This window comes from Gordonia sp. DT218 (assembly GCF_049847105.1).
Classification (GTDB): domain Bacteria; phylum Actinomycetota; class Actinomycetes; order Mycobacteriales; family Mycobacteriaceae; genus Gordonia.
In genome coordinates this window covers 800043-819691 of record NZ_JBNCNS010000001.1, presented here as the reverse complement: position 1 = coordinate 819691, position 19649 = coordinate 800043, and the positions used below count along the sequence as shown (strand labels likewise).

The following is a 19649-nucleotide window of genomic DNA, read 5'->3' as shown; positions in this document are numbered from 1 at the left end:
ACGCGCGACGACGGAGCCTCCGATCACCCGGAGATCCGACAACCTGGATTTCGACAAGGGGTGCTCAGCTAGATGACCGATCGGGATTCGGCTGCCGACAATCCGGCAAACAGCCCGCACACCGGCGACGGTGGTGCCTCGTACGCAGCCGCAGGTGTGGACATCGACGCCGGTGAGCGCGCGGTCGAACTGTTCGCGCCGCATGCCAAGCGCGCGTCCCGCCCAGAGGTCATGGGTGGTCTCGGCGGATTCTCCGGACTGTTCGCGCTCAAGGGCAACTACCGAGAGCCCGTTCTCGCTGCGGCGAGCGACGGCGTCGGCACCAAGCTCGCGATCGCCCAGGCGATGAACAAACACGACACCGTGGGCCGAGACCTGGTCGCCATGTGTGTCGACGACCTGGTGGTGTGTGGAGCTGAGCCGCTCTTTCTGCAGGACTACATCGCCGTCGGCAAGGTGGTGCCGGAGACGGTTGCGCAGATCGTCGCGGGTATCGCCGACGGCTGCGTGGATGCGGGCTGTGCACTGCTCGGCGGGGAGACCGCCGAACACCCCGGCCTCATGGGCGAGGATCACTACGACCTCTCGGCCACCGCGATCGGGGTCGTCGAGGCCGATCAGATCCTCTCGCCCGAGCGTGTTCGTCCGGGTGACGTGATCATCGGGATGGGATCGTCGGGCCTGCATTCCAACGGCTACTCGCTCGCGCGCAAGGTGCTCCTCGAATGGGGCCACATGGACCTGGCCGGACATGTCGAGGAGTTCGGCCGCTCGCTCGGCGAGGAGCTGCTCGAGCCGACCCGGATCTATGCGCGCGACTGCCTCGCCTTGGCCGCCGAGACCGATGTCCGCACCTTCGCGCATGTAACCGGTGGCGGCCTGGCCGAGAATCTGGCGCGGGTGATCCCGTCGGGTCTGGTCGCCGAGCTCGAGCGCGGGACCTGGACTCCGGCACCGGTGTTCGCCATGATCGGCCAGCGCGGCCGGGTGGAGCGCGAGGAGATGGAGCGCACGTTCAACATGGGCGTCGGCATGGTCGCCGTGGTGGCGCCCGAGGACACCGAGCGCGCACAGGCGGTACTGACGGCCCGTCATGTCGACAACTGGGTGCTCGGTGCGGTCAAACGGTCCACGGAGCCGAAGAACACCGAGCTGCCCCGGGTGGTGCTGTCCGGCGAGCATCCTCGCTTCTGACCACCGCACGCGCCCCCGCCGCCGATGTGACTTTCGCGCCGATCGTGGGCGGCTCCGGTCTCGATACGCCTCTCCTTCGTCGCGGCTACTCGACCGGCGGGGGATGCCGATGCGCGGATGTCGAACCTTGGTGGTTCTCCCGTTGATCGAGTAGCGGCGACCGGCGCGCGCTCCCGTTGATCGAGTAGCGGCGAACCAGCGGGTGAACGCGATTCTGTGCCGGTCGGCGTCGGCCCCGACAGATCAGCGAGTGTGGACAGCGCACAACCACACCTGAGCACCTCGCGCGTGGAACTGGCCACGGACGAACTGCTCAGGTGTGGTTGTTGCGTTGGTGTGCACCGAGATCGGTGCTGAGAGTAGAGGGTGGAGTCGACGACTCAGGAGCGTCAGGCTCGACGCCACTCATCCTCGTCGGCCCACTCTTCCACCGGATCCCGGCGATCCGCCGAGTCCTCCGACCCGGACAACTCGCGCTGCAAGCTGTCGAAGTCGGTGTTTGGAGTGGAGTACTTCAGCTGACGAGCAACCTTCGTCTGCTTTGCTTTCGCCCGGCCGCGGCCCATATGGGACCCCCTCGCACAATGACGGGGCGGCCAAACACTTGGCGGCCCCGTTCTCTAGGTAATGAATCTGTCGTGGCACCAGTTTAGCGCGCTCGTTCCGATAATGCGGATCGCCCTGCCGACTGTGCCGCAGCGAGTCGGGAAGTGGATCGTCGGGTCAGGCGTGGGCCAGTTTGCGCGAGGCCTCCCGTCGGACCTTGGGACCGAGGTCCTCGTAGGTCAACAGGGTCGTGAGAGCGTCCGCGTCGGCCTCGGCACCGGTCACGAGATCACGCACGGTGACCAGGTGATCGGGTCGATGGACGACACGCACCGCGTCTCCGGCGCCGACGCTGCCCGGGGTGACAACCCGCAGGTAGGAGCCGGTGTCGCCGCGCTCGAGAAAGCGCTTCACCCACTTCTCTTCCTCGGCCCAGGCGGCAAAGGTACGGCAGGGCGCGCGGGGAATTGTCGTCTCGACGACGAGCCCGTCGTCGCCGATCGCCCAGCGTTCCCCGACCGCCGCGTCGGTGATCGGCAGTCCGTCGATCCGGAGATTCTCGCCGAACCAGCCGGGCGGCAGTTCGCGGCCGAGTTCGTCGGCCCAACGAAGCGCCTCGCGTTCGCTGTAGGCGTAGACCGCCTGCTCGATGCCGCCGTGGTGCTTGGTGTCGACGACGTGGTCGGGCACCAGCCCCAGTTCTCCGACGGTGATGCGGCCGGCCAGCGGCCGCTTGTCGATTCCGCTGGCCCCGATCTTGTCGAGGATGACGTCGTCGGTTGCGGCGCACACGGCGAGCACGACGCCGGTCGTCGGATCGTCGGTGGCCGCCACTAGGAGGCCCCGCCGTGGCGGAGCCGGTCGATCGCCGCGCGGCCGGCCTGGACGCGCTCGTCGTCGCGGACCGAATCCGGATCGATCCGGGCGCTCACCGGGCGCTCGCCGTCGACGAGCAGGTCGACCTCGGGACCGACGGACCGTTTGACCAGCGCCAGTGCGATCGGACCGAGCTCGTAATGGTCGACGACCGTCCCGACCCGGCCGACCACGCGTCCGCCTGCCTTGACCGGATCGCCGGTGGACGGTCGCTCGTCTGTACTCCCGTCGAGATGGAGCAGGACGAGGCGACGTGGGGCCTTGCCGAGGTTGTGGACCCGCGCGACGGTCTCCTGTCCGCGGTAGCAGCCCTTGTCGAGGTGAACCGCCCCCAACTCGTCGGGGCCGCCGATCCAGTTCACCTCCTGCGGGATGGTGCGCTCATCGGTGTCGACACCGAGTCGGGGGCGCATCGCGGCGACCCGCAGCGCGTCGTGAGTCCAGGTGCCTGCCATCCGGGCGCCGGCGTCGGTGAGTTGTGTCCACCACGCCTCGACGGAGGATTCGGGAATCACCAGGTCGATCACGGGCAGCCGGGCGCCCTCGCCGATCGGCGGCATCACCCGCCAGAATCCGAGTGGCTCCTCTTCGTGGTGGAGTTCGGGCAGGTCGCCGGCGGTATAGACCGGGGCGTCGGGGGTGAGGTCGATGAGGTCGGCGATCGGACCGTGCACGATGTCCGGACCGATCAGTGTGAGAACCGCCATGTCGGGTCGGGCGCCCGGTTCGACCTTCGCCCAGAAGACCATCTTGGAGAGGAAATCCAGCAGGGCCGGCCCGCGCCGACCCTCGCAGTCGACCCAGGTCACCCCGTCGACATCGGTCAGCACGAAGTGTTCCTCGACCCGACCGTTCACATCGAGCGACAGGTTCTCGGCGCTGGTCCGATCCGCCAGGGACGCCACATGTTGGCTGGAGATGGTGTGCAGCCAGGTCAGTCGATCGGCACCCGGCAACTCGATCACGGCCCGGTCCGAACGGTCGACGACGGCCGCGGAACGTTCGGCGGTCCGCTGCTCCCCGAGGGGATCTCCGTAATGCCATGCGACGTCGACGAGATCGTCAGAGCCGTCCTGGGGTGGCCCGGGCACGGCGCCCTGAGTGGAATACCTGGTCAGAATGCGCGACGCGGTCACATGTCGAGTCTACGGGGCGACACGAACCGGCGAGTGCCGGTCATGACGGACGGACCTCACCTAGCCTCGACTCCATGGCGCAGCAGCAGATCCTGGTCACCCTCGACGGCACGGTGCACGATCCGGATGTCCCGTTCCTCCATGCCGACGATCTGGCGGCGGTCCGTGGCGACGGTGTGTTCGAGACCCTGCTGATCCGCTCCGGCCGAACGCGGCGCGTCGGTGCGCACCTGGATCGCCTCCAACGGAGCGCGGCGATGATGGATCTGCCCGGGCCCGACCGTGACGCATGGCAGTCGGCGATCGAGGTGGCCGAGAAGGAATGGTCGGTCGCGGGTGGCGACGGCGAGGCGTGGCTGCGGCTGGTCTACTCGCGTGGGCGGGAGAGCGTGCCGGAAGCAGGGCCGACGGCGTATTTGGTCGTGGGTGCCGTTGCCGAGCGAGTTCGACACGTGCGGTCGGAGGGACTCTCGGTGGTGACGCTCGACCGCGGCTACTCGACTGACCTCGCTGCGACCGCGCCGTGGCAGCTCCTCGGCGCCAAGTCTCTGAGCTACGCGACGAATATGGCGGCGCTGCGTCATGCCGAACAGCAGGGGTTCGACGACGTGATCTACCTCAGCAGTGAGGGAGCGGTGCTGGAGGGGCCGCGATCGACGGTCGTCACCGTGACCGGGAAAACACTGGCCACGCCGCCCCCGGAGACCGGCATCCTGCCCGGGACCACACAACGCGCAGTCTTCGACATCGCGGAGCAGGAGGGCTGGACGACGGCCACGCATTCCCTTCGACGAGCCGACCTCATCGGTGCCGATTCGGTCTGGCTGATCAGCAGCGTCACGCTGGCCGCGCGCGTCAGATCGCTCAATCGGTATGTGATGCCGACATCAACGACAGATGACGAATTCGCTGATTTGGTGGACCGCGCGATTTGCGTTGACTGACAATGGGAGCGACGTTCGTTCGTTGTCCGGTGATAGGTCACCGGCCGGCAGTGGACGGGATCCAGACCACAATTTCATCCAGGTGCGATCAGGACTTTGGGTGCTTGAACTTGCCCATCCGTGCAGCGTAGCGTGGGTCGGGTACGACTACTACGAAACGTAGTAGGTGACGGTTCGGCAATCAGGAGGTCGCACACCGCGGCCCGGCTCGTGCATCGCAGCCCGATGCACCGACTCTGATAGAGGCGACATGGACGCTCTTGATGTCTCCCGATGGCAATTCGGGATCACCACCGTCTATCACTTCATTCTGGTCCCACTGACCATCGGTCTGGCACCGATGATCGCTGTCATGCAGACCGTCTGGCACGTGACCGGCAACGAGCAGTGGCTGCGCGCGACCAAGTTCTTCGGGAAGCTCTTCCTGATCAACTTCGCGCTGGGCGTGGCCACCGGCATCGTGCAGGAATTCCAGTTCGGCATGAACTGGAGCGAGTACAGCCGATACGTCGCCGATGTGTTCGGTGCGCCACTGGCCTTCGAGGGGCTGGTCGCGTTCTTCCTCGAGTCGACCTTCATCGGTCTGTGGATCTTCGGCTGGGGTCGTTTGCCGCGACGAGTTCACTTGGCCTGTATCTGGCTGGCCGCGATCGGCGTCAACGCATCTGCCTACTTCATCATCGCCGCGAACTCGTGGATGCAGCACCCGGTGGGTGTGGAGTGGGACAATGAACGCAATCGTCCGGCGATGAACGACTTCGGGGCGGTCCTCACCAACAACACGACCCTGGCGGCATTCCCGCACGTCATCGCGGGCGCCCTGCTGACCGCCGGCACCTTCGTCGCGGCCGTAGGTTGTTGGTGGATGGCCCGGAACATGTGGCGGGCGAAGAAACTTCGCGTAGCCATCGAGACCGGGGACACCTCCGAGATGCCGACGACGACGTCGCCCAGTCAGATCGACGCCACGCCCGAGGACCTCGAGCAGGACGCTCGCCGAATGTGGCGCCCGGTGACCCGGTCCGCGCTGTGGGTGACCGTGGTCTCGGGCGTTGCCCTGTTCATCACCGGCGACATCCAAGCCGAGATCATGTTCGAGCAGCAGCCGATGAAGATGGCCTCGGCGGAATCCCTCTGCAACACCGAGACCGGTGCCGCGTTCTCGGTGCTGAGTGTGGGTAGGCAGAACAACTGCGACAACATCCACCCGGTGATCGAGATCCCCAACATGCTGTCGTTCCTGGCCAATCGCGACATCCACAGCACGGTGCAGGGGGTGAACCAGCTGCAGGTGCAGTACCAGGAGGCGCTCGACATGCCCGGGCAGAACTTCGCCCCGAACCTGTTCGTCACCTACTGGGGATTCCGGGCGATGATCACCTGGGCACTCGGGTCGGCCGTGCTCGCGCTGGGCGGACTGTGGCTGACGCGGAAGAAGCGAGTCGTCGAGTCGCGGAAGTTCGGCCTGCTGGCGCTGTGGATGATCCCTACCCCGTTCCTGGCCAACAGTTCCGGCTGGATCTTCACCGAGATGGGTCGTCAGCCCTGGGTGGTCGCGCCGAACTGGGCCGAGAATCTGGACCCGTTGCAGATCCACATGCTCGTCCAGGATGGTGTCTCCAATCATGTCGCGGCGACGGTCTGGGTGACGCTCATCGGTTTCACGGTGCTCTACGGGGCACTCGGAGTGGTGTGGTTCATGCTGCAGCGCCGCTACATCATCGAGGGGCCGGCCACCTACGATGCGATACCACCCGACGAGCCGTCGCCGGACGATTCCGATTCCGGTGAGCCCAAACAACTCTCGTTCGCGTACTGAGGAGATGACCGATGGGGCTGCAGGAGTTCTGGTTTCTGATCATCGCGATACTGTTCGTGGGCTATTTCGTGCTCGAGGGCTTCGACTTCGGGGTCGGCATGCTGATGCCCTTTCTCGGCCGCAGCCATACCGGTGGTGACGAGAAGGTCGCGCCGTCTGAGGATCTCGCCGATCCGGACAGGCGGCGCCGGGCGATCCTGAACACCATCGGGCCGGTGTGGGACGGCAACGAGGTGTGGTTGATCACGGGGGGCGCCGCGATGTTCGCGGCATTCGGCGGCTGGTACGCGACGATGTTCTCGGCCTTCTACCTGCCGCTGTTCCTGATCCTGGTCGGACTCATCACCCGTGTGTGCGCGATCGAATGGCGGGGCAAGATCAATTCCCCGAGGTGGCGTGCATGGGCCGATGTCGGAATCGGGCTGGGTTCCTGGATTCCGGCGATCCTGTGGGGCGTTGCGTTCGCGAACGTCATCCGGGGTCTCCCCATCGATGCGGATGCGCAGTACACGGCCGGGTTCTTCAATCTGCTCAATCCGTACGCGCTGCTCGGCGGTTTGACGACGTTGCTGGCCTTCCTCACCCACGGCGCGGTCTTCCTGGCACTGAAGACGAGCGGTGTGCTGAAACAGGACTCGATGAAGTACGCATCTCGTCTGGCGATACCGACGTTGGTGGTCGCGGCGGCCTTCCTGCTCTGGACCCAGTTCGCGTACGGCAACGGCTGGACGTGGATTCCGGTGTTGATCGCGGCCGTGGCGGCGGTGGTGATGGTGCTGGCGACCCGGGTGCAACGAGAGGGCGTCGCGTTCTTCGCGACCTGTGTGGCGATCGCCGGGACCGTGGGCACCCTGTTCTCCGTGCTCTACCCGAATGTATTGCCGTCCACGACGGATTCGGCCTACAACCTGACCATCGACAACACGTCGTCGAGCCACTACACGCTGACGATCATGACCTGGGCCGCGGTGCTCATCACACCGGTGGTGATCGCCTACCAGGCCTGGACCTACTGGGTGTTCCGCAAGCGGATCTCGGTGGAGCAGATCCCCGCACCGACCGGTCTTCCGTCGCTGCGCGTGCCGACTGAATGACGCGGGCCGCCAGTACCTCCGCGCCCACCGGGGAGCCCGACGTCGCGGAGGAGAGCGCACCGCCGCGGCGCGCGGGACCCGTCGACCCACGCCTGCTGCGTTATTCGCCCGCCGCCCGCGGGTACGTCGTCGTCACGGCGGTCTTCTCGTTCGCCGCATTGATCGCGATCATCGTGACGGCGGCGATGGCGGCCTCGATCGTGTCCGAACTCATCGTCGATCCCGGTCGGCGATCCGTTGGCGCCCAACAGATTCACCTCTTCGTTCTGGCCGGTGCAGTGGTCGCTCGCGTGGCGATGACCTACCTGCACGACCGGTACGCGCAACGGGCATCCGCGCGGGTGATCGCCCAGTTGCGCGCACGCGCCCTCGACGTGCTGACCGACCCTGCGACCACGCCACCCCGCGACCTCCTCGCACGACGAGAACACGCGAGCACCGTGTTACTGCGCGGGCTCGACAGCCTCGCACCGTATCTGTCGGGTTACCTGCCTGCGCTGATCGTCACCGTCACGGTCATCCCGACGGTGGTCCTCGTCATCGCTCTCACCGATTGGCCGTCGGCGCTGGTCATCCTGATCACGCTCCCGCTGATACCGCTGTTCATGGTGCTGATCGGGTTGATGACGCGGGATCGAACCGACCGCAAACTCCAGGCGATGAGTCGTCTGAACGCCCAGCTGCTCGACCTGATCGCCGGCCTTCCGACGTTGCGTGCACTGAACCGGTCACGTGGGCCGGCGGAACGAGTGGCCCAACTGGGGCGCGCCCACCGACGAACCACGATGTCGGCGCTACGGGTCGCATTCCTGTCCGGCGCCGTCCTCGAATTGCTTGCGACATTGTGTGTGGCGCTGGTGGCGGTGGGCATCGGAATCCGCCTCGTCTACGGCGAGATGAGTCTGTACGCAGGTGTTCTCGCACTGATCCTGGCTCCGGAGGCCTACCACCCGCTCCGGCAGGTCGGAGCCCAGTTCCACAACTCGGCGGATGGGGTGGCCGCGGCCGGCGAGATCGTGGAGTTGATCGAGGCGGCCGGCGCCCCGGCGCCGCCTTATCCCGGACATCGCACCTGTTCGGTTGCCGGGCAACAGATCACCCTCCTCGACGTCGGTGTCCACGGTCGAGACGGATGGGCTCCCCATCGGCTCGCTGCGACGATCGACCCGGGCCAGATGACAGTTCTGACCGGGCCGAACGGGGCGGGGAAGTCGACCACGCTGCTGGCCGTCATGGGGCTCATCGAACCCGATGAGGGTTCGGTGCTGGTCGGTGCGATCTCGGTCGCCGAACTCGACCCGGCCGCATTGCACGAGCAGATCGCATGGTTGCCGCAGCTACCGGTGATCGTCCCCGGTACGGTCACCGAGAATCTCGAGCTGTTCGGGATACTCGACCCGGCAGCGCTGCGACGTGCATCGGAGGCGACCGGTTTCGACGACGTCGTCGACGAACTGCCGGACGGTGTGGAGACCATGCTCGGCGCGGGTGGCGTCGGGCTCTCGGCAGGCCAGCGTCAGCGACTCGCGCTCACCCGGGTACTGGCCTCACCGTCGCCGCTCGTCCTCCTCGACGAGCCGACCGCGCATCTCGACGAACGGTCCGCGGCGGCCGTGCTCGATGTGCTCTCGGCCCGGGCGCGCGCCGGCGACACCGTCGTGGTGATCGCCCATCAGCCGCTCGCGCGCGCCCACGCCGACCGGATCGTCGAAATCGGTGGGGTGCACCGTGGCCACTGAACCCGGGCGCACGGGTACCGATCACCGCGAGGGCACGGCCGATCCCTTGCGGCGTGCCTTCGCGTTCCTCGGGTTGCGGGGTCGGCCGCTGGCGAAATCGATCCTGCTGGGGGTGGGTGGATCGCTGTCGGCACTCGGCTTGGCGGCGCTGTCGGCATGGCTGATCACCCGGGCGTGGCAGATGCCGCCGGTGCTCTACCTGTCGGTGGCGATCACGTCGGTTCGGGCCCTCGGGATCTCGCGCGGGGTCTTCCGGTACCTCGAGCGTCTGGCCACCCACGACCTCGCCCTCGGTGCGATGGCGACGGCGCGTGAACGCGTCTACCGCAGGCTCGCCGCGGGAGATCCCGCATACTCGGTGACGCTGCGCCGCGGTGACCTGTCGGCCCGTACCGGTGACGACATCGACGAGATCGGCAATGCCCTGATCCGGGGTGTGATCCCGATCGCCGTCGGCGCGGTGACCGCTGTTGCCGCGGTGCTCATCATGGGCCTCGTGTCGTGGTGGGCGGCCCTGATCCTCGCGGTCGCGTTGGTGGTCAGCGGGCTGGTCGCGCCGTGGTTGGCGGCGCGCGGCTCCGCGCGATCGATCGGTGATTCGTCCGAGGCCGCGACCCGCTCTTCGGAGGCGACCCTCGCCGCGCTCTGGCACGCGCCGGAACTGACCGTCGCGCGGCGTCGGGAGCATGTTCTCGCTGTCGCCGGGGCCGCCGACACCGAAGCTCTGGCGTCGGCCGATCGGGGCCTGCGTCACGAGGCCGCGGCAGCCGCCGCAACGCCACTGTCGGTGGGCGTCTCGGTGCTGGCGGCCTGCCTGATCGGGATCGAACTCGTGTCGTCGGTGCCGGGTTCGTTGGCGTCGGTCGCCTCGGGGGAGGGGCTCACGCCGATGATCCTCGGCGTCCTCATCCTGCTGCCGCTCTCCGCCTTCGAATCGACCGGACCGCTGACCGAGGCCGGGATTCAGATCGAGCGGAGTCGCCAGAGCGCCGCACGGGTCATGGCGCTGGTCGATGGCGCGGGCGTGTCCGAGGCGGGCTCGGAGCCCGACGGAGTGCCCGTGCACGACCGGGGACCGTGGGATCGCGACATCCATTCGGGTCCGGTGACGGTCGACGTCGATGCACTGCGGTGGGGTTGGTCGTCGACGAATGTCCTCGGTCCCGCCGACGGGCTGTCTGTTCAGTTGCCGCCCGGGGCGCGGATGGTGGTGGTCGGGCCCAGCGGATCGGGGAAATCAGCACTCATGCTGACCCTGGCCGGGCACTTGGCGGCTCACGCGGGAACGGTCGGCTGCCGTGATGCCGCCGCCGGCTCCGTCGACCTGCGCTCGGCGGTCTGCTATGTCGCCGAGGAGGGCCACGTCTTCTCCACGACGGTCCGGGAGAACCTGCTGGTCGCCCGGGGTGATGCCAACGATGCCGAGTTGTCGGCGGCGCTCGACGCGGTGGGCCTGCGGTCGTGGATCGACGGGCTGCCCGAGGGTATCGACACCGCCCTGACCGGGGGAGCGGACGCGGTCAGCGGCGGTCAGCGACGTCGGCTGCTCCTCGCCCGGGCCTTGCTGCACCCGGCGCCGGTGGTGCTGCTCGACGAACCGACCGAGCATCTCGACGCCGACGACGCGGCAGTGCTCCTGCGCCGGCTCGTCGCCGCCGACGGTGGGCTGTTCGGTCCGTCGAGGACCGTCGTGATCGTCACGCATCATGCTGGGGCGCAAGATCTTTCCATGGTCAATCCGAGTTGTGTGGTCCTCGAGATCGAGCCGGTCGCGGCCCGGTGAAAAAGACGTTGCCGCCCGGTCGCGGGCAGGCGTATCTTCGGCTGTACACGAGGAAGGAGGTGGTTCGAAGTTGTATGACTATTGGACACGTGAGGTGACCATCCGCTAGCGCGGATCGTGGCATTCACTGCCACGGGAGTGCGCCGAGAGGCCGCACCCTCCGTGCCGGCGAATTCCAGATGGTCACCCGACCCCCGTACCCCGATCGAGTCCGATCGGCCCCGGCCCCGCTGACGGGCGGTACGGGGGTCGTTTCCGTCCAGGGCCGTTTCGGTCCGGGAGTGACCCCACGAATCCGGCATGTGTAACGCGCGTCACCGCGATCCCGATCGGTTATTCAAGTAGTCGACTACTCGTGCTCGGACACCGACTCCGGCGTGAAATTGACACCAGTCCGTGATCGAACCCGATCAGGCCCGACCCATCCGGACCGGGTCGCGACACGAACCACAGGCGACCGAACTTCTTCGGCGAGGGAGACCGACATGACCGCGACACATGCTCACGTGGCATCCGATCACGATGCATCGAACGTGCCTCGCATGCCCGTGGGCCTCCCGCACGAGATCATCGCCGATCAGGTGGACACCGAGGTCCGGGCCCGATTCCTCACCCCCGACGATGCGGATTGGACCAACGACGGCGCGGCCACCTGGACGCCCGGGCACGTCTCGGGTCTCACCTACTCGCACACATCGGGCTCCGATCAGCTGGTCCTTCACAACCGGGGCGCCTGTGACCTGGGTGTGCTGTCGACCCCGGAGTTGCCGCGCACCGACGGAACGGTGTTCACGCATCTGCCGTCGGGGGCGTCGGTCGATCTGCCCGTCGCCGAGTCGCACATTCTGCAGACGGCCCGGGTCGGCGGCCGGCCGGTCCTCGTCGGACAGGTCGTGTCCGGGCGCGATCCGGAGAGCACCGAGCCGTTGTTCATGCTCGACGGCCCGGCTCCGGACGAGGTCGACTGGGCGGCGCTCGACCCCGGCGATGACTACTGGAAGCCGGGTGATGTCGACTTCGGCGTGCCGACGGCCCCTCAGTTCGTGTTCGCCGATCCGTTCGCGCACGGTGTCCATCACACGCGCATCGACGGTGAGGTGGCGATCCACAATCGCGGTGACAGCGAGGTGGCAGTGCTGACCGTCGGCGCCGACGGCCCGCTCGACCTGGTGGTCGCACGTCCGGGCGAGTCGGTTCCGATTCCGCCCGGAGACGCCGTCTGCTACGTTCAGGCGCCCCGAACTGATTGCAGTCCAACGCTGTTGGGTGTCATGTGGCTGCGTTCGGGCGAGCTGATGCCGAGTGTGCTGCCGATTCCGTCGCGGCGTGATCACCTCGACTACCACTACCTGACCCCGTGGAGCGCCGACTGGGATTGCGGGTACCCACAGCAGATCCATCTCGACGCCGAGGCGAGCGGCGTCACCTACCAGTACCGGGCGAGTGCGGACCGGATGACCATTCGCAACACCGGTGACGAGCCGATCGCCGTGATCTACAACCGTGCGGGTGAGCGGGTCGTCGCCGAGGTGACGGCGGGCACCCGGATGACCTTCCCGGTGTGTGCGGACGCCGACACCGGTCAGGTGTTCTCCGTCGTCGGCGAGCGCGTGGACAGCCGACCGGGCCGGTCGGCGAGCTTCGCGTCGTCGGGCGCGGTGATACCGGGAACCAGCGGGAAACCGGGTACCGCAACCAATTACGGTTCGGTCGTGATCATGCTCGGCACGGTGGTCTACAGCGCCGTGCCCAAGAAGAACCTCTACCTGGCGTGGTCTGACCGTCGTCGGTGGTTGCGGCGGTCGGCCGGGTGAGCAAGCCGCTACGTCAGCCGGCGTAGCGACGGAGTTTGGCCGACATCCGCGGGATGAGATCGCCGTCGGCGTCGACGCGTTCCTCCACATAGGCGAGGTCGCCGTCCTCGACGAGTCCGTAGAGTCGTTTTGCGCCGCCGGTACGACGCCCGGAATCGGCCTTGATCACCACGTCGGTGGCGAGTTCCCACGAGGTCTGCGTCAGGGGCTGACCGTAGAACAGTTCGATCGAACCCTCTGCGTGAGCCAGCAGCAGTTCGATGTTGTCGTCGTCGCCGATCCGCCAGAACCCGGTCTCACGTAGGTCGGGACGAACGAAACGTGCATCGTCGTCGATCACCCACGACCGGGCCTGCCAGTTGAGGAAGTTCTGACCGTCGTGACTGACGATGATCTGTTGAGCGAAGTGGTAGTCCACGCCGGTGTCGGGATCGTGTCCCTCACCCTCGCCCTGCCAGACGCCCACCATCGGCAGGAGCGCGAGGAGGCCGGAATGCAGGTCGGCGCCGTGGCGGAGATTGGCGGTGTCGTGGGGGAGCGGGAGCTCGCCCCACTCGGGGAGATTGCGGTCCGCGGTCTCCTGGGCACGCTCGGCTGCCTGGTTGATCGCGTCGTCGCCGGACCGGCGCGCCGCGCCGTCCGGTTCATCCGCAGGCTGGGTCACGACTCGTCGTTGATCAGACGGTAGAGGACGTAGACACCGAACCAGGCGATCAGAATCGATGCCAGAATCAGCAGGATCTCGAAGAAAATGACCACGCGGAGAGTTTAGCGCGCGAGTTGTGCCGCCATCGAACCGAGGTGGTCTCGTCCGATGCTTGGATGGTGACATGAGCGATGAACAGCGCATCTCGACGGCGAGCCGCCGGATCGCCGCGCCCGCCGAACGTATCTTCGAGCTGATCGCCGACCCGGCGCGCCAGCCCGAGTGGGACGGAAACGACAATCTGTCGGAGGCGCCGCCCGGCCGGCGGGTGACCGCGGTGGGCGAGGTGTTCGCGATGACCCTGACGACCGGTGCTGTCCGGGAGAACCACGTCGTCGAGTTCGAGGAAGGTCGGCGGATTGCCTGGAAGCCGTCGGAGGAGGGCTCCGAACCGCCCGGCCATCTGTGGCGGTGGGAACTCGAGTCCGACGGCGACGCGTCGACCCTGGTGACCCACACCTACGACTGGACCGATCTGGAGGACCCGCCTCGCCTGGTCCGTGCGCGCGCCACGACGTCCGATCGATTGCTTTCGTCGATCGACCGGCTCGCCGTCATCGCCGAAGGGCCGTAAGCAGCAAGGGTTTCGGACGGATCGCGGCGACGTGAGATCGCACCGGCATCCGGACATGACGAAGGCCCCCGGGGCGAACCCGGGGGCCTTCGTCATGTGGAGCGATCTACTTCTTGACCACGATGTCGTGCTCGTGCACGCCGGGGCCTTCCGGCGAGATGGTCACGTCACCGTTGCCGACCGACGACAGCGCGCGCAGCGTCCACGTGCCGGGGGCGGCGAAGAAACGGAAGTCGCCGGTCGGGCTGGCCACGACCTCGGCGGTGAACTCACCGGTCGAGTCGAGCAGCCGGACGAAGGCGCCGGCAACCGGCGTGCCCTCGGAGTCGTTGACCTGACCGGTCAGGACGGTCTCCTTCTCGACATCGACACCGGCGGGCAGCTTCTGCCCTTGCTTGGGTGCAGCACACATGGTTACTTTCCTTCTCCGAGCTCGACGGGCACGCCGACCAGCGAGCCGTATTCGGTCCAGCTGCCGTCGTAATTCTTCACGTTCTGGTGGCCCAGCAGTTCCTTCAGCACGAACCAGGTGTGGCTGGATCGCTCGCCGATACGGCAGTAGGCGATGGTCTCCTTCTCACCGTCGAGGCCCGCCTCGGAGTACAGCTCGGCGAGGTCCTCGTCGCTCTTGAACGTGCCGTCCTCGTTGGCGGCCTTGCTCCACGGCACGTTGATGGCGCTGGGGATGTGGCCGGGACGCTGGCTCTGCTCCTGGGGGAGGTGGGCCGGCGCGAGGATCTTGCCGGAGAACTCGTCTGGGCTGCGCACGTCGACCAGGTTCTTGTTGCCGATGGCGGCGACGGCCTCGTCACGGAACGCGCGGATGGTCAGGTCGGGCTCGGAGGCCTTGTAGGTGGTGGCCGGACGGCTCACCGCGTCGGTCGACAGCGGGCGGCCGTCGAGCTCCCACTTCTTGCGGCCGCCGTCGAGGAGCTTGACGTCGTTGTGGCCGTACAGCTTGAAGTACCAGTAGGCGTACGCCGCGAACCAGTTGTTGTTGCCGCCGTAGAGGATCACGGTGTCGTCGTTGGCGATGCCGCGCTCACTGAGCAGCTTGGAGAACTGCTCGGCGTCGACGAAATCGCGACGGACCGGGTCCTGCAGGTCGGTCTTCCAGTCGATCTTCACGGCGCCGGCGATGTGGCCGCCGTCGTAGGCGGAGGTGTCCTCGTCGACCTCGACGAAGACGATTCCGTCGGTGTTGAGGTTCTGCTCAGCCCAGTCGGCGCTGACCAGGACGTCGGAACGTGCCATGGTTGGGTCCTTCCCAGATACTTGCGGATATTTGTGGAGAGATGTGAAACGCAGTTGATGCCGACCGGGTGATTCGTCGCGGATGGTTCTGGTCACCGGAGGTATCCGGATGAGACGCGAGAATGTCAGAGATGCAAGGAACCGCACCGGCCACCATCGTCAGATGAACGCGCCGACAGGCGCCGCGCTCTCAGAGACTAACGACAGCAACAATCGGCGACGCGACAGAAGTCGATCGCACGACGGCGAGTGAGCATGAACTCACGGCGCAGTTGCATGCCAACGAGGGTACACAGCGGTGACCGGAGCCCCCAAACCGCTCCCGCCGTCGTCGCAGATCGGGCGCAATATCTCGTCGACCGTGCGCAGAAATCCGCCGACCGTGCGCAGAACCTCGTCGATCGTGCGTGCCCGCGCCCGTTCGACGGGAAGGTGTGCCCGATCGACGGGAAGGTGTGCCCGATCGACGGCGTGGCGGGTGAGGAGTCGTCAGAAGTCGCTCGGGACGAGGTCGGCCGCGCCGCGCTTGCCGGTCAGGAGGACGTCGCTGCCCTCACTGTGGGCCTCGGTGGGTGTGGTCTGCCAGGGCAGCGGCATCGGGGGAAGCGTCGCCGTGAAGCGCGACAGCACATATCCGCGGAGATCGTCCGCGACGTCGGCGTCGACGTGTTCCTCCGGGCCGCGATAGAAGTCGGTTGCCGAGATACGCAGGCGGCCGTCGACCACCGAGAGGTCCACGGTGACGCTCACCTTCACCTTCGGCCCGGGGTACGCCGACGCCGACGGCGGTCTCCGCGTTCCTGCGAGAATCGGGGGCAAGGGGACGGTGCCGGTCAGTAACACACCCGAGGTGCGCTGCAAGAGTCCGTCGCCCGGCCCGCCTCCGCCTGCCTTGTCCTCCGGAGCCGGGGTGTTGACCGTCAGATCGAGGATGCCGAGCATCCGTCCGAGGTTCACCGAATCCAGCCGCGTGTAGGCGTCCACCGACGCAGTGTGCAATAAGTCACTCGACTCGATGTCGAAGCCGTTCGGAGCCGACCACCGGCCCATGGTGGCGCCGAGTTCGGCACGGCAGCCGGCAGCAGACTGACAGTCGACCGCAACGCCGCGGGCGGTGATCACCGCGCCGCCGAAGTCGCCGGTGCGCGCATGCGTCAGGAACGGAAACCCGCTGATGGTGACCTCGGGCTCATAGGTCACACGTGGTGACGCGAGCAGTGCGCGAGAGAAATCGTGCTCGGTGCGCATCGCGGCGACCGTGTCGGCGAGGAGCAAGACGAGAGCGACCACGATCACCCCGACGATGCCGACACCCAGAATCCGACGTCCCCGGTGCCGGTGCCCGTGTCGGCGCCGGGATACACGCTGTCGGCCTCCCCCGGACGCCTTGTTAACAGCGAAACGCGACATTGGCGCTATTCTGTCACCTATCGCGCACACGTTGGTAAGGCGGCGTAAACAAACCGTCGGCTACGTGAGCAGCGCCGGACCGGTCCGCACGCGGGTCGGGAACGGTTGTCCACGGGTTGGGGAACGACGAGATCGGAGTACTACATGGATCTCTTATTGTTGACAGCCGATCCGAATCCAGAGTCCGTCCTGCCATCTCTGTCGCTGCTTGCGCACACCGTGCGGGTGGCGCCGACCGAGGTCTCGTCGTTGATGGAAGCGGGCAACGCGGACGTCGCGATCGTCGACGCGCGGACGGATCTCGCCGCCGCGCGCGGACTCTGCCGATTGCTCGGCAGCACCGGCTCCGCCGCGCCGGTGGCCGCGGTACTCACCGAGGGCGGGCTCGTCGCCGTGAACGCCGACTGGGGCCTCGACGAATTCCTGCTCCCCGGTACCGGGCCCGCAGAGCTCGACGCGCGTCTGCGACTGCTGGTGGTCCGTACCCGCGGGATGACCACGGAGGAGGCCAGCGGCAAGGTCACCCTGGGCGAGCTGATCATCGACGAGGGGACCTACACCGCCCGGCTGCGTGGGCGCCCCCTCGACCTCACCTACAAGGAGTTCGAACTCCTCAAGTACCTCGCCCAGAATGCCGGCCGTGTGTTCACCAGAGCGCAACTCCTGCAGGAGGTCTGGGGGTACGACTTCTTTGGTGGTACCCGCACGGTCGACGTCCATGTCCGTCGCCTGCGCGCGAAGCTGGGCAGCGAACACGAATCTCTGATCGGTACCGTACGCAACGTCGGGTACAAGGCGGTCCGCCCGAACCGCGGTAGGGGATCGGCCGACACCGACAACTCGACAGACGTGATGCCCGACGGCTTCGGTGCCGGCGATCTCGATGGACCGCTCGATGAGGAGTTCAGTGCCACCACCAATGGGAACTGACGGTGCCGGGGCCGGTTTGACGGTGGTCGACCGACTGACCTCCGAGGCTGTCGACTTCGCGCACGGGCTGGTGAGGTCCGCGACAGACGCCGACGGCGTCGCGCCACTGTCCGAACAGTCCGCGACGGCGATCGACGGAGCGTCGGATCAGGTTGTGCGTCATATCTTCTCGGACGCAGGCTATGCGAACGTGATCGCCGGGCGCTCGGGCGAGCCGGCCATGATCGAGGCCGTCGTCGATCCGGCCCGTCGCCGGAGAGGGTACGGACGGGCGCTCCTTGCTGCGGCCTTCGTCGTGGCGCGAGAGGTCACCGCCGATCCGGCGCCGCGGGTCTGGGCGCATGGCGACCTGCCCGGCGCGGTGGCTCTCGCCGCCACGTTGGGTCTGGCCCGGCGCCGCGAACTGTTGCAGCTGCGTCGACCGCTCCCGCCGACCGGCGACGCCCTGCCGCCTCTCGAGGTGGACGACCGAACCGTGCTGCGTACCTACGAAGGGTCCATCGACGACGCGGAGATCCTGCGGGTCAACAACGCAGCGTTCGACTGGCATCCAGAGCAGGGCGGATGGACCCAGGCGCAGATCACCGAACGGATCCAGAGCGACTGGTTCGACGCGAAAGGGCTGTTCCTCGCGTTCGACGCGGCGCACCCGGAACAACTGCTCGGTTTCCACTGGACGAAGGTGCACGACCCGAGTCTTGGTGAGGTCTACATCGTCGGTGTCGATCCCGCGGCGCAGGGGCGCGGACTCGGCCGGCTGCTGACCCTGGCGGGACTGCACCATCTCGCCGATCGCCACATCGGCGAGGTGGAGCTGTACGTCGAGGGCGACAACGTCGCCGCGCTGCACACATACGAGCGGCTCGGCTTCACCAGGTATGCGATCGACGTCGCGTACGGGTGATGCGGCGCCCGACTACCGGCTGGCTGCTCAGCCGAGTTTCCGGGCCCGTGCGGCGGGTGCCCCGGTCAGGAAATCCTCCAGGATCCGCACCACCTCGTCGGGCGCTTCGGCGTGCGGGTAGTGGCCGACACCCGGGAGGATCTCGAGCCGGCTCCCCGGGATGGCCTCGTGCGCGGCGATCCCGTGTGCGACCGGGATGATGTTGTCCTTGTCGCCCCAGATCAACTGGGTCGGCAACTCGGCGTTGAGGTACAACCGGTTCAGGGCGCTGACCGCCTGACCGCGGTGATCGACGACGGCACGTAGCGTCCGGAGGAACGCCCGCCGCGTCGCGGCGTCGGACAACGAGGTATAGGCCCGCCAGGTCTGATCCGCCCGGGGTGAGCGGATGCCGGCTGACGCGGCCCACGAGCGAACCGTCTCGCCCACCCGCAGTACAGGTTTCGGAGCAATGACCGGGAGGATGAGCTCTGCGCCGGGAGCGGCGAGGAATCTCAGCATCCAATTGACGTCTGGTCCGAGTCCGCCACTGCCGATCAACACGAGACGCTCGCAGTAGTCGGGGTGTTGGTAGGTGAACTGCATCGCGACCCCGCCACCGAGCGATTGGCCGATGACCGTGACCTTGTCGATCCCGATCTCGTCGAGCAGATCACGCAGGAAGGCCGCAAAGGCCCCCAGTGAATAGTCTCCCCGGGGCTTGTCGGAGTCGCCGTGCCCGGGCAGATCCGGCGCGATGATGCGGTAGCGACGGGCGAGAGCGGGGATCACGGCATCCCACGTGGCGGAGCTGCCGGCCATACCGTGGATGAGCAGCAGTGCGTCGCCGTCGCCGACATCGCGATAGGCGACTCGGTCGCCGTGCAGGTCGAGATGGTTGTACTCGTTCGTCACGGACGTCGCTCCCCACGCAGTCGGTCAGATGT

Annotated in this window: 18 protein-coding genes; 10 read left to right on the top strand and 8 right to left on the bottom strand. The window is 67.1% G+C overall.

Annotated elements, in window-relative coordinates; all coding sequences use genetic code 11:
* The first annotated feature begins 72 nt into the window (after nucleotides 1-72).
* Nucleotides 73-1194, top strand: a complete 1122-nt coding sequence (gene purM / locus ACPXCG_RS03785; protein ID WP_425789209.1) for a phosphoribosylformylglycinamidine cyclo-ligase — start codon at nucleotides 73-75, stop codon at nucleotides 1192-1194.
* Nucleotides 1195-1583: 389 nt separating this feature from the next.
* Here purM and ACPXCG_RS03780 read toward each other — a convergent pair whose 3' ends face one another.
* From ACPXCG_RS03780 to ACPXCG_RS03770, 3 genes are all read right to left on the bottom strand, one after another.
* Nucleotides 1584-1760 carry a DUF3073 domain-containing protein gene (locus ACPXCG_RS03780; protein ID WP_425789207.1) on the bottom strand — a complete coding sequence of 59 codons (177 nt, stop codon included), beginning with the start codon at nucleotides 1758-1760 and terminating at the stop codon, nucleotides 1584-1586.
* Nucleotides 1761-1917: 157 nt separating this feature from the next.
* Nucleotides 1918-2574 (bottom strand): MOSC domain-containing protein, encoded by a 657-nt coding sequence (locus ACPXCG_RS03775; RefSeq protein WP_425789205.1) that lies wholly within the window; start codon nucleotides 2572-2574, stop codon nucleotides 1918-1920.
* Nucleotides 2574-3752 (bottom strand): YgfZ/GcvT domain-containing protein, encoded by a 1179-nt coding sequence (locus ACPXCG_RS03770; RefSeq protein WP_425789203.1) that lies wholly within the window; start codon nucleotides 3750-3752, stop codon nucleotides 2574-2576. The genes ACPXCG_RS03775 and ACPXCG_RS03770 overlap by 1 nt, the downstream gene beginning before the upstream one ends.
* 74 nt (nucleotides 3753-3826) lie before the next feature.
* On the opposite strand from ACPXCG_RS03770, the gene ACPXCG_RS03765 reads away from it, so the two are divergent.
* The 6 genes from ACPXCG_RS03765 (at nucleotide 3827) to ACPXCG_RS03740 (ending at nucleotide 12945) form a co-directional block, all read left to right on the top strand.
* Nucleotides 3827-4696 (top strand): aminodeoxychorismate lyase, encoded by an 870-nt coding sequence (locus ACPXCG_RS03765; RefSeq protein ID WP_425789201.1) that lies wholly within the window; start codon nucleotides 3827-3829, stop codon nucleotides 4694-4696.
* Between the two features lie 250 nt (nucleotides 4697-4946).
* Nucleotides 4947-6515: a cytochrome ubiquinol oxidase subunit I gene (locus tag ACPXCG_RS03760; RefSeq protein ID WP_425789199.1), complete on the top strand. Its 1569-nt coding sequence runs from the start codon at nucleotides 4947-4949 to the stop codon at nucleotides 6513-6515.
* An 11-nt stretch (nucleotides 6516-6526) separates the two neighbouring features.
* Nucleotides 6527-7609: a cytochrome d ubiquinol oxidase subunit II gene (gene cydB, locus ACPXCG_RS03755; RefSeq protein ID WP_425789197.1), complete on the top strand. Its 1083-nt coding sequence runs from the start codon at nucleotides 6527-6529 to the stop codon at nucleotides 7607-7609.
* The gene (gene cydD, locus ACPXCG_RS03750; RefSeq protein WP_425789195.1) at nucleotides 7606-9348 is read left to right on the top strand and encodes a thiol reductant ABC exporter subunit CydD; all 1743 of its coding nucleotides are present in this window, start codon (nucleotides 7606-7608) and stop codon (nucleotides 9346-9348) included. The genes cydB and cydD overlap by 4 nt, the downstream gene beginning before the upstream one ends.
* Nucleotides 9338-11131, top strand: coding sequence for a thiol reductant ABC exporter subunit CydC (gene cydC, locus ACPXCG_RS03745; protein ID WP_425789193.1), 1794 nt, complete (start codon nucleotides 9338-9340; stop codon nucleotides 11129-11131). The genes cydD and cydC overlap by 11 nt, the downstream gene beginning before the upstream one ends.
* Before the next feature lie 485 nt (nucleotides 11132-11616).
* On the top strand, nucleotides 11617-12945 hold the full coding sequence (locus ACPXCG_RS03740; RefSeq protein WP_425789192.1) for a hypothetical protein: 1329 nt from the start codon (nucleotides 11617-11619) through the stop codon (nucleotides 12943-12945).
* A gap of 13 nt (nucleotides 12946-12958) precedes the next feature.
* Here the strand turns inward: ACPXCG_RS03740 and ACPXCG_RS03735 are convergent, their stop codons facing one another.
* Entirely contained in the window at nucleotides 12959-13609 is a 651-nt protein-coding gene (locus ACPXCG_RS03735) for an FABP family protein (RefSeq protein ID WP_425789190.1), read from the bottom strand.
* A gap of 166 nt (nucleotides 13610-13775) precedes the next feature.
* Here ACPXCG_RS03735 and ACPXCG_RS03730 point away from each other — a divergent pair, with 166 nt between their 5' ends.
* Entirely contained in the window at nucleotides 13776-14225 is a 450-nt protein-coding gene (locus ACPXCG_RS03730; protein ID WP_425789188.1) for an SRPBCC family protein, read from the top strand.
* A 106-nt stretch (nucleotides 14226-14331) separates the two neighbouring features.
* Here ACPXCG_RS03730 and ACPXCG_RS03725 read toward each other — a convergent pair whose 3' ends face one another.
* From ACPXCG_RS03725 to ACPXCG_RS03715, 3 genes are all read right to left on the bottom strand, one after another.
* Complete coding sequence (locus tag ACPXCG_RS03725) at nucleotides 14332-14637, bottom strand: DUF1416 domain-containing protein (protein WP_161060271.1); 306 nt, start codon at nucleotides 14635-14637, stop codon at nucleotides 14332-14334.
* Nucleotides 14638-14639: 2 nt separating this feature from the next.
* Nucleotides 14640-15479 (bottom strand): sulfurtransferase, encoded by an 840-nt coding sequence (locus tag ACPXCG_RS03720; RefSeq protein ID WP_425789185.1) that lies wholly within the window; start codon nucleotides 15477-15479, stop codon nucleotides 14640-14642.
* Between the two features lie 489 nt (nucleotides 15480-15968).
* Nucleotides 15969-16889 carry a DUF2993 domain-containing protein gene (locus tag ACPXCG_RS03715; RefSeq protein WP_425789183.1) on the bottom strand — a complete coding sequence of 307 codons (921 nt, stop codon included), beginning with the start codon at nucleotides 16887-16889 and terminating at the stop codon, nucleotides 15969-15971.
* A 144-nt stretch (nucleotides 16890-17033) separates the two neighbouring features.
* Between ACPXCG_RS03715 and ACPXCG_RS03710 the strand changes: the two genes are divergently transcribed.
* A complete protein-coding gene (locus ACPXCG_RS03710) occupies nucleotides 17034-17819 on the top strand; it encodes a winged helix-turn-helix transcriptional regulator (protein WP_425789181.1) in 786 nt (261 codons plus the stop codon).
* On the top strand, nucleotides 17809-18723 hold the full coding sequence (gene mshD, locus ACPXCG_RS03705) for a mycothiol synthase (protein WP_425789180.1): 915 nt from the start codon (nucleotides 17809-17811) through the stop codon (nucleotides 18721-18723). The genes ACPXCG_RS03710 and mshD overlap by 11 nt, the downstream gene beginning before the upstream one ends.
* Before the next feature lie 27 nt (nucleotides 18724-18750).
* On the opposite strand, the gene ACPXCG_RS03700 is transcribed toward mshD, so the two are convergent.
* Entirely contained in the window at nucleotides 18751-19617 is an 867-nt protein-coding gene (locus ACPXCG_RS03700; protein ID WP_425789178.1) for an alpha/beta fold hydrolase, read from the bottom strand.
* Nucleotides 19618-19649: the final 32 nt, after the last annotated feature.